Below are 9796 nucleotides of genomic sequence, written 5' to 3'. Positions count from 1 at the left end.
ACAGTGGTTGCAGCTGCTCCATGTTGTCTTTGATTTCTTTTTCCACGAATGCAAATACTTCTTTGCGGGATTTGGTGGCAGGAGAAGCGGCATTGTCTACTACTGTTTCCACGGGAATATTGCCGTACAGGTCCATCAGTTTCAGATAATGCCAGGCACGCAGCACTTTTGTTTCTGCCAGCAGGGTGGTTTTATCTGCTTCCGTCATACCGATTTTAGTAAAGTCCAGTGGGGTCAGATCTGTGAGGGTATTATTGCAGAAGCCCATGCCCCAGTACATCAGTCGCCATGGATTCCAGGTATTGTCTTCATTGGCAATCCAGGTATGTGCATGCAGACGGATCCAGTTACCGCCATCATAGCCATGACGGCCTTTTTGTGGCCATGCCAGCTGGTCGGCAGAAAGTTCCTGCAGACGCCAGTAGCCGGTTTGGCCGGTAGGCGCGGCCCATGCACCCGCGTGGGTGTAAGGGCGCAGGATGGCTGACATTACTTCCTGTTTATTATTATAGAACTGATCTGAAATAATCTGACTGTATGGTTTTTCCTCGAGCTTGGTGCAGGCGCTCATACCGAGTGCCAGCAGGGCTGCGCTGATATATACTTTACTTTTTTTCATACGTTACAATTTTGCTGCTTTTTAAAATCCAAGATTCAATCCGATAGTATACGAGCGGGTACGTGGATAAAATCCTCTGCCATCGATGCCGGAATCCAGGGCGGTATCTTCCAGTTCAGGATCTAGGCCGCTGTATTTGGTGATAGTAGCAAGGTTACGTCCACTGGCGTATACGCGCAGGTTGCGGATATACTTGGTTTTCAGCTGGAAGTTATAGCCCAGAGTGATGTTATCCAGTTTCACGAAGTCTCCTTTTTCGAGGTAGTAATCAGAGAACTGTGGATCGGCATCGAGTTTGGCATTTTTGCCGATAGCAGAAGCTAACATGTTATTCGGTGCCCATTTTTTGTTACCGAAGTACATATCCTGCAGGTTGAGGATATCGAAACCGAATTTGCCACGGAAGAAAATACTCAGGTCAAAGTTTTTATAACGGAAAGTATTATTCCAGGAAGCCATGTATTTGGGAATACCATTTCCAATCACGGTTTTATCATCCGGGTTGATCGTGGAGATATCGCCTATGCTGCCATCTTTTTTGTAAAACTGCCAGGCGCCTTTATCATTAAGACCAGCATAACGGTATCCATAAAAAGTACCTAATGGGCCACCTTCCACTACGCGGATAGAGGGACCGAGGTTACCTGGAGATGGAAGGTCTCCAAAATATTGCTCAGTGGTTTTGAAAATCTGGTTAGAGAAAGACACCATTTTATTCCGTTGGGAATTAAAGGTCAGGTCACTTTTCCAGGTGAAATTTTTCATTTGTACCGGTACCGTATTGATCACTACTTCCACCCCATTGTTGGAGATAGCACCTACGTTGGTGAAGATGTTGTCAAGAATATTGGAGGGCAGTTGTGCGGTGTAGTTGAACAACAAATCCTGTGTTTTGCGGCTGTATACATCGATCGAACCGCCGATCCTGTTTTTCAGCAGGGCGAAATCCAAACCTATGTTGAATTCTTTTTTCTTTTCCCATTTCAGATCCGGGTTAGGATTTTTGTCGGGACCGTAGGTCTGAATCCATTGACCATACTGGATGTAAGCGCCACCAGTGCCCAGGGTGAGCAGGGATTGGTAGCTGGGAATACCCTGGTTACCGGTAATACCGTAGCCTGCACGCAGTTTCAGGTTATTGATAACCGGCAGATCCTGCATGAAAGCTTCTTTTGAGATCACCCATCCTGCAGACACCGCAGGGAAGTTACCCCATTTGTTATTGTCGCCGAAGCGGGAAGAGCCTTCATGACGCAGGATGGCCTGCAGCATGTATTTCTGTTTGTAGTTATAGTTGATCCTGCCAAAGAAAGCGATCAGGGTATTATCTATTTTGTCGCTGCTTTGTGTGGGTGCAGGCAGTGTTTTATCAATCAGTGCATTACCTGCACCAATGTTCCAGTCCTGGAAGGCATCGGTCAGGAAGCCATTGTTATCCATGGCATATTTTTCCAGGGTGCTGTATTGGTAGCTATAACCGCCGAGCACATTGAAGGTATGGTCTGAATGAATGGTTTTGGTATAGTCCACCGTTGCTTCAAAGGTTTTATCCATGGCTGCGGAGTTGGCTTTATACGCATATCCACCGCCTTTGTAATCCTGGATGGAGGAACGGGAGAGTTTACTTTTATATTGACGGTCGTTGTATTCATCGCGGACGATGGCGCCGAAGGCAGAGATTTTCAGATCGCGTATAGGCTCCAGCGTTATGCGTGCATCACCGGAATAGGTTTTCTGATCTCTGTCGTACAGCTCCTGGTTTAAGCGTGCCAGCGGGTTGTAGTTATTGAAACCATTTGTTTCAATGTATTTGCCGTCTGCATCAAAGATGGGGGCAGTAGGATTGCGTTGTACTGCCTGTTCAAAGTCGGCGCCTGCGTTGCCGGCTTTGTTGTCGCCACCACCGCTGTTACCACCGTTCAGGTTGGCTTTATTAAAGTTACCTGCCAGGTTAAACTGCATGGTGAGTAATCCCTGTAATCCGGTCTGGTTCACATTTACGCGGCCACCATATTGTGTGCGGCCGTTCTGAAGGGCAATACCATTTGCATCGTTATAGTAAAGAGAAGCGCGGTAGTTACTGTTGGCAGTACCACCGGAAGCGGCGAAGTTATGATATTGACTCAGGTTGTTTTTATCCAGCAACAGATCGTACATGTCTACGTCTGCGCCTTTATTTTGATCCTGCCCGGCAATTTTTACATAGTCTGCGGCTCCTAATATATTGGGTCTTTTAGCGATTGCTTCTCTTTGCAGATAAGTAGAGTAGGTGTATTGCGGATCGCCGGCTTTACCTTTTTTGGTAGTGATGAGAATAACACCGTTGTTACCTCTTGTACCATAAATAGCGGCAGCAGAACCATCTTTTAATACATCGAAGGTTGCGATATCGTCCTGTTGCAACAGGTCGAGGTTACCACCGGGAATACCATCAATAACGATTAACGGATTTTTGTCGCCCGAAAGGGAACCGATACCTCTGATCTGGATAGAGGCGCCACTGTTAGGGTTGTTACCTTGTGTTCTGGTAACAGACAAACCGGCTACTTTACCCTGGATCAAATCCATTGGAGAGCGGGAACCGCCCTGGTTAAAGTTTTCCGCCTTCACGGTGGCTACAGAAGTGGTTACTTCATTTCTTTTCTGTGTACCGTAACCTACCACTACTACGTCTTGCAGCGACTTGGAAGACGTTACCAGTTTTACATTCATAGGTGTACCTGTGCCTGCAGGTATTTCCTGTTGTTGGTATCCTATAAAGGAAAATATCAGGGTACTGTTTTCCGGCGCCTGCAGACTGAAAGAGCCATCAGCTTTGGTGATGGTGCCTGTGTTGGTATTTTTCACCTGTACAGAAACACCTGGTATCGGTGTTTTATCATTGGCATCTGTCACTTTGCCGGATATTGGTTTGCCCTGTGAAAAGGCAAAGAGCGAAAGAAGCATCAGGAGAGTATTGGCAATACCCGTCCCCGCCCAAAACGTGGATCGTTTGTGCATATACATTTATTGATATTGGTTAATAAGAAAAGTCCGACTGGTCTATTGGAAAAACGATTTAGCAATAAGCCTGCAGACTAGTTGTTTAAAATTTAGGTTCGATTTAATTAATTTATAAATGTGGTAAAATGCCTCCAATGGAGGGTGTAACCTGGTTTCCGGTCAGGTTGGCAATGGTCCCTAATAATGTAGCATAAGCAAATAATACACGATGCTGTCTAATATTGGTTTTTCAGCAGAATATCGATCTAGCTAATAATTAGAATAACAAGTTTTCTCTAAAAGGATTCCCGAAATTATCCCGGTATCATCATTTTTTGTTTATTATTTTTTTTCATACACGCGGATTGCGATGCAACGATTTTTAAATGCTGATTGGATCAGCTAGGAAAAAATCGATTTAGCAATGGTTTCCAAAAAAAAGATTCGTGGGAATCTTCCATTTCAATAACAAGTTTCAACAACGTAGCACTTTATCTCTTTCTTCAGGAATAAAAGTAATATTTATTTGTATTAAATGAAATCATTTTTAACATTTTTTTTAAGAGTGCCCGGAAATGCAGTGGCCACGCACCTGTGGGGAAATTATTTCACGTTTATACCTGAGAGTGGTGCCATGGTTGAGAGTGGCAGCGAATCAGGAAAAGTATTTATGTATTCCGGAAAAAGGGGAAGGGATAGTCAACAGGGTGGTTGCCCACCCTGTTGGAAAAAACTACAATTCGGAAGGAACAGGCTCTTTGACAACCGGATGGCTGTCTTTCGCAGCCTGGCTGTCGCGGGTATTTTTTTGTACAGTAATAGCACCGAATACACTGAGCAAAAATGCAAAAGCATAAAATCCTTTTTCACTGGGAGCGAGTGTGGCGTTCCACAATCCTACTGTGAGCAACAGGATGGTGAGCAGCATAGATACCCAGCTAAGCCCATAATAAATGTCGGTAACAGGGATACCTTCGATTCTATCTCTTACGCATTTTTGTACAGATACGGCGGCAAAGAGGCCGTACATTAAAACGGTGAAGTAATAACCTTTTTCATTTAGTTGCATAGTGGTGGCATTCCATAAGCCAATGATAAAGCCGAGGATGCCTGCAAATACTGCTACCCAGGAGGCGGCAATAAATGCCATTGAAGGTTTTTGTTTCATTGATTGAATAAAATTTACTGAAGGGATTGGGTTGATGGCTAACAAGATTGCTACCTGCATATTGATGGCCTGCTGTAATAATACTATTTATTCGGCATAAAAAAAGTCCTGAACGATGTGTTCAGGACTTTTACTTTTTGTAGCGAGGAGCGGATTCGAACCACTGACCTTCGGGTTATGAGCCCGACGAGCTACCTCTGCTCTACCTCGCATTGTGGAGTGCAAATGTAGGTAAATAATTTAAACTGCAAAATTTAAATGTAGTTTTTCCTGAGCGTAGCCGCAGGTTTCAGGAGATGAAGGGTTTTTATGTGACAGTTGACTTCGTCTGTAACTGTTTGCTGTAGGATATTTGGGGAGATAGGGTGAAAAGTTATTTGGAGATGTTGTTGTATGAAAAATATTTTTTTTAAGATGATGAAATGATAAATGGATTGTTGAAATTCAGTCCGTTTATCATTTCATCATCTCGCTAAAATATTTAAATCCTGTTCCTGCGCAAGCGCAATAAAGTATTTACCAGGGTATCAATATCTCCGCAGCTATTATAAAATGCAAGCGAAGGTCTTACCGTACTTTCCACGCCAAACCTGCGCAGAATGGGCTGCGCGCAGTGGTGACCTGATCTTACGGCAATCCCTTCCTGGTTCAATGCGGCGCCTACCTGTTCGGTGGTGTAGTCTTTAAAAACAAAAGACAGCACGCTGGTCTTATCAGGAGCGGTACCGATTAAACGTAGTCCTGGCACATCTTTCAGCAATTGTGTAGCATATACCAGCAGGTAATGTTCATATTGATATATAACATCAATGCCTATATGATTTACGTAATCGATGGCAGCGCCCAGTCCTACGGCATCGGCTATATTACCGGTACCTGCTTCAAAACGGCCGGGGGCGGCATGATACTGGGTATGTTCAAACGTAACGTCTTTGATCATATTACCACCACCTTGCCAGGGCTGTGTTTCATTGAGCAGCGCTTCTTTGCCGTATAACACGCCGATGCCGGTAGGACCAAAAACTTTATGCCCTGAAAATACATACCAGTCGCAGTTCAGGCGTTGTACATCTGCACGCATATGCGATACTGCCTGTGCACCATCTACCAGTACTTTAGCGCCGGCCTGATGTGCAAGGTCTACGATTTGCTGTGCCGGTGTAACGGTGCCGAGTGCATTGGATACCTGTGTAAACGATACCAGTTTTGTTTTAGTACTGAGTAGTTTCTGGTATTCCGATAAGATGATTTGTCCGTCATCATCCACCGGAATTACTTTAATGAGCAATCCTTTTTTGGTGGCCAGTTGTTGCCAGGGAACAATATTGGCGTGATGTTCCAGGTGGCTGAGGATAATTTCATCGCCGGTCTGCAGGAATTGTTCTCCCCAGCTCTTGGCCACCAGGTTGATAGCTTCGGTGGCGCCCCGTACAAAAACAATTTCATTCACAGATGAGGCATTGAGAAAGGCCCTTACTTTTTCGCGGGCGCCTTCATATGCGTCGGTGGCACGTGCTGCCAGTTCATGGGCGGCACGGTGAATATTGGAATTTTCGTGTTCGTAGAAACTGCTGATACGATCAATTACCTGCCTCGGCTTTTGTGTGGTGGCGGCGTTGTCCAGCCATATCAGCCGGCGGCCATTCACATGTTCCTGCAGAATTGGAAAGTCTGCCCGGATCAGGTTTACATCCAGCGGAGGGGTGCTGGCGCCGGTTATACCAACGGGGTGTTCGGGTAAAAAATAGTACGAAGTACCCAGCGTTGGCAGCTGCGAAGCATACGATGATACCGGGATACTTTTCAGCGCACGTTGCAGCTCCTTTTCAAATGACGGGTCATAGGCCGCCGGATGTTGAGCGGCGGCAGACGGAGAAATGCCGCTGCCAGCTACAGAGGCAGGGATGCCACCATTACCGGAAAAATGAGGGTCCGGTAAACTGGTGGGCGCCTGTGTAACGTCTGTTACACTGCCCTGTTGCAGCAGCGGGTCCTGGATGGGGGCAGCAGAGGCGTATGCCGGTGGCAATACCTCATTACCGGATTGCAGGGAGGAAAATAACTGGTTGGCCAGCTTTTCCAATGCAGCAATATCCGGTAATCCATCTGTATTGAAATTATTTGTATTCATGGTACTTGCCTATTTCTACATCATCTAAAACTGCAATGGCATCATCTACCAGCACCGCCAGTGAGCAGTAAAGAGACACCAGGTAAGAAGCAATCGCCTGATGGTTAATACCCATGAAGCGTACAGACAATCCCGGTGATTGTTCTCCGGGCAAATTAGGCTGGTAAAGACCTACCACTCCTTGTCTGCTTTCGCCGGTACGCAATAAGATGATTTTTGATTTACCGTTTTCAATAGGCAGTTTATCTGACGGAATCAGCGGAATGCCACGCCAGGTAATGAATTGGGAGCCAAATAGGGAAACCGTGGGCGGAGGCACACCTCTGCGGGTACATTCGCGGCCAAAAGCAGCAATGGTTAACGGATGCAGCAAAAAGAAACCCGGCTCTTTCCATACTTTGGTAATCAGTTCATCCAGATCATCGGGAGTAGGGGCGCCGGTGCGGGTTTTAATACGTTGGGAAGCCACTACGCTATGCAGCAAACCATACTCCTTATTGTTGATTAATTCGCTTTCCTGCCTTTCTTTGATGGTTTCAATGATTAGTCGTAACTGTTCGCTGATCTGATTGTAAGGTTTGCTGTAGAGATCCGACACACGGGTGTGTACATCCAGTACGGTGTTTACCGCGCTGAGATTGTACTCACGGGGATTGTCAATGTAATCCACATAAGTCTGCGGCAGTTCGCGTTCATCCCTGCCGGAGCAATCTACAGTTACATTGCTTTCATCTTTTACTTTGTTGAGGCGGTACACACCTGATTCTACCGGTATCCAGCTCATGAGCTTTGTTAGCCAGCGTGGGGTGATGGAGGACATCTGCGGTACCGTACGCGTAGCAATGGCCAGTTGCCTTGCTGCGACGTCGCCAAGTGCTGTTTGGACCTTCTGTTGAATTTCATCTGCCATGGGGAGTCAGTTTTTGAAATTTTTAAAAATGAAGTTTTTGTGAGCAGAACAAAAATGTGTGGTGGCTCATCTTTTATCCTGCTGGTGGGTGTAATAGGAGTTAAATTAAGTCTTTTTGATTAAAAATCCACGTTAATCATTGGGGTTTTGGCTGGCGCACAGGTAGTGGCAACGGGAAGGGGACCATTGGGGAGGGAGCGCCGTTGAAGGCTGGCGGTTCCTGCTATTATTTTTTTGTGAGATGATAACATCAGTTTCCCATCTCCTGTTATAAAAAAACAGCAGATGGGAAAGAAAAATATAAAAACTAGAAGATGGTTCTCAGCAAACCGCCATCGGCGCGGAGTGCGGCGCCATTGGTAGCGGCAGAAAGAGGGCTGGCCACATATGTTACGAGGTTGGCTATTTCCGAAACAGCCGCGAAACGCTGGATCAGAGAACTGGGACGTTTGTTTTTAAAGAAGTCGGCTTCTGCCTGGTCGGGACTTACATTATCGGCTTCTGCTAATTTTTTGATAAACTCGTCCACCCCTTCCGATTTGGTAGGGCCGGGGAGTACGGTGTTCACGGTCACATTGGTGCCTTTGGTGAGTTCTGCCAAACCGCGGCTGATAGACAATTGCGCTGTTTTGGTAGTGCCGTAATGGATCATTTCTTCCGGAATCATAATAGCCGATTCGCTGGCAATAAAAATAATGCGCCCCCAGTTTTTAGCGAGCATTTTTGGGAAGAAGTAACGGGACAACCGCACCCCACTGAGTACATTGATCTCAAAAAACCGCAGCCATTCTTCATCGGTGATGTCCACAAAAGGTTTGGGCTCAAAAATACCAGCATTGTTCACCAGGATGTCTACATCCTGCACCTGTTCCAGCATTTGCTGTACTTCGGCGGCATTGCCAAAATCCGCTGCTACACCGGTAACAGTCGCACCAGGTACTTCGGCTTTTAGTTTGGCGATGGCTTCTTCTATTCTGGCGGTGCTGCGGCCATTGATAATCACCGTGGCACCTTCTTTTAAAAGTTGTAAGGCAATAGCGAAGCCAATTCCCTGTGTGGAACCACTCACGAGCGCTTTTTTGCCTTGTAATTGTAAGTTCATAAACAATCGTATTTAAATTGATGGTGCAAATTTATCCTTCTTTTAAGTATAAATTTAATAAGGTGATTTATTTGAAAGTATAAATAAATTTATACTTTTATGATATGGTAAATTTTGAATGGTACCGGACTTTTAAGGCCATCTATCAATCCGGTACATTAACAGGCGCCGCACAGGAATTGTTGATTTCACAGCCAAATGTAAGTCAGCACTTATCTGCATTGGAGAACTATATTGGTCATCCGCTGTTTGAGCGCAAGCCTCGCCGAATGGTGCCTACCAGCTATGGGCAACTGTTTTATACACAAATTATTGAGGCGGTGGAAAAGCTGGAGAAGATAGAGGGCGACTTCAGCCGCACCTGTGTGGCCCGCTGTATGACGCTGATCAGTATAGGGGCGCCCAAAGAGTTTTTTGACGCCCGGCTCACGGCGCAGCTGGAACAAATCGGCAATGCCAATCTGGTAGTAGAATTCGGGCTTACCAAAGACCTTGTGCAGAAACTGCTGAAGGGCGACCTTCAGTTTGTGGTATCTACCAGCGCAGTAGTAGAAAAAAATATTATATCAGAACCCGTGCTGTTTGAAAAGTTTGTGCTGGTAGGCAACCCGGACATAGATCCGTTGCCTTTAAAGAAGTATATCCGGAACGGTGATCTGGACAATATAGAAGCCTGGATGCTGGAACAGAACTGGTTTGCCTATAGCAGTGATTTGCTGGCCATCCGCCGGTTCTGGTTGCATAATTTTAAGAAACGGCCGGCATTGCGGGCCCGGTTTACTGTGCCGGATTTTAACGCTATTCTGAAATCCATGCAACATATAAACGGGGTGACCATTGCTGCCGATTACCTGGTGAAAGACCTGGTACAGCAAAAGAAACTT

General features: G+C 45.8%; 7 protein-coding genes and 1 tRNA gene. 1 reads left to right on the top strand and 7 read right to left on the bottom strand.

Annotation, left to right across the window (positions count from 1 at the left end; genetic code table 11):
- From VIP81_RS19415 to VIP81_RS19385, 7 genes are all read right to left on the bottom strand, one after another.
- Window positions 1–619: RagB/SusD family nutrient uptake outer membrane protein (locus VIP81_RS19415; RefSeq protein WP_331964897.1), on the bottom strand; the 619-nt coding region annotated here is incomplete at its 3' end.
- Between the two features lie 21 nt (window positions 620–640).
- A complete protein-coding gene (locus VIP81_RS19410) occupies window positions 641–3619 on the bottom strand; it encodes a TonB-dependent receptor (RefSeq protein ID WP_331964894.1) in 2979 nt (992 codons plus the stop codon).
- A gap of 715 nt (window positions 3620–4334) precedes the next feature.
- Complete coding sequence (gene yiaA / locus VIP81_RS19405; RefSeq protein WP_331964891.1) at window positions 4335–4769, bottom strand: inner membrane protein YiaA; 435 nt, start codon at window positions 4767–4769, stop codon at window positions 4335–4337.
- Between the two features lie 140 nt (window positions 4770–4909).
- Window positions 4910–4981, bottom strand: a tRNA-Met gene (locus VIP81_RS19400).
- A 269-nt stretch (window positions 4982–5250) separates the two neighbouring features.
- Entirely contained in the window at window positions 5251–6900 is a 1650-nt protein-coding gene (locus tag VIP81_RS19395) for a family 2A encapsulin nanocompartment cargo protein cysteine desulfurase (RefSeq protein ID WP_331964888.1), read from the bottom strand.
- Window positions 6887–7810 (bottom strand): family 2A encapsulin nanocompartment shell protein, encoded by a 924-nt coding sequence (locus VIP81_RS19390; RefSeq protein WP_331964885.1) that lies wholly within the window; start codon window positions 7808–7810, stop codon window positions 6887–6889. The genes VIP81_RS19395 and VIP81_RS19390 overlap by 14 nt, the downstream gene beginning before the upstream one ends.
- A 307-nt stretch (window positions 7811–8117) precedes the next feature.
- Entirely contained in the window at window positions 8118–8912 is a 795-nt protein-coding gene (locus VIP81_RS19385) for an SDR family oxidoreductase (RefSeq protein ID WP_331964882.1), read from the bottom strand.
- Between the two features lie 104 nt (window positions 8913–9016).
- Between VIP81_RS19385 and VIP81_RS19380 the strand changes: the two genes are divergently transcribed.
- On the top strand, window positions 9017–9796 hold a 780-nt coding region (locus VIP81_RS19380; RefSeq protein ID WP_331964879.1), incomplete at its 3' end, for a LysR family transcriptional regulator.

The organism is Chitinophaga sp., from assembly GCF_036566945.1.
Lineage (GTDB): Bacteria > Bacteroidota > Bacteroidia > Chitinophagales > Chitinophagaceae > Chitinophaga.
The sequence above is the reverse complement of the archived record's forward strand: the minus strand, read 5'-3'. Positions and strand labels throughout refer to the sequence as shown.

What these genes read in the sequence shown, in the direction of transcription:
- VIP81_RS19410 (WP_331964894.1), bottom strand. Translation starts at nt 3,619, where the DNA reads ATGCACAAACGATCCACGTTTTGGGCGGGGACGGGTATTGCCAATACT.
- yiaA (WP_331964891.1), bottom strand. Translation starts at nt 4,769, where the DNA reads ATGAAACAAAAACCTTCAATGGCATTTATTGCCGCCTCCTGGGTAGCA.
- VIP81_RS19395 (WP_331964888.1), bottom strand. Translation starts at nt 6,900, where the DNA reads ATGAATACAAATAATTTCAATACAGATGGATTACCGGATATTGCTGCA.
- VIP81_RS19390 (WP_331964885.1), bottom strand. Translation starts at nt 7,810, where the DNA reads ATGGCAGATGAAATTCAACAGAAGGTCCAAACAGCACTTGGCGACGTC.
- VIP81_RS19385 (WP_331964882.1), bottom strand. Translation starts at nt 8,912, where the DNA reads ATGAACTTACAATTACAAGGCAAAAAAGCGCTCGTGAGTGGTTCCACA.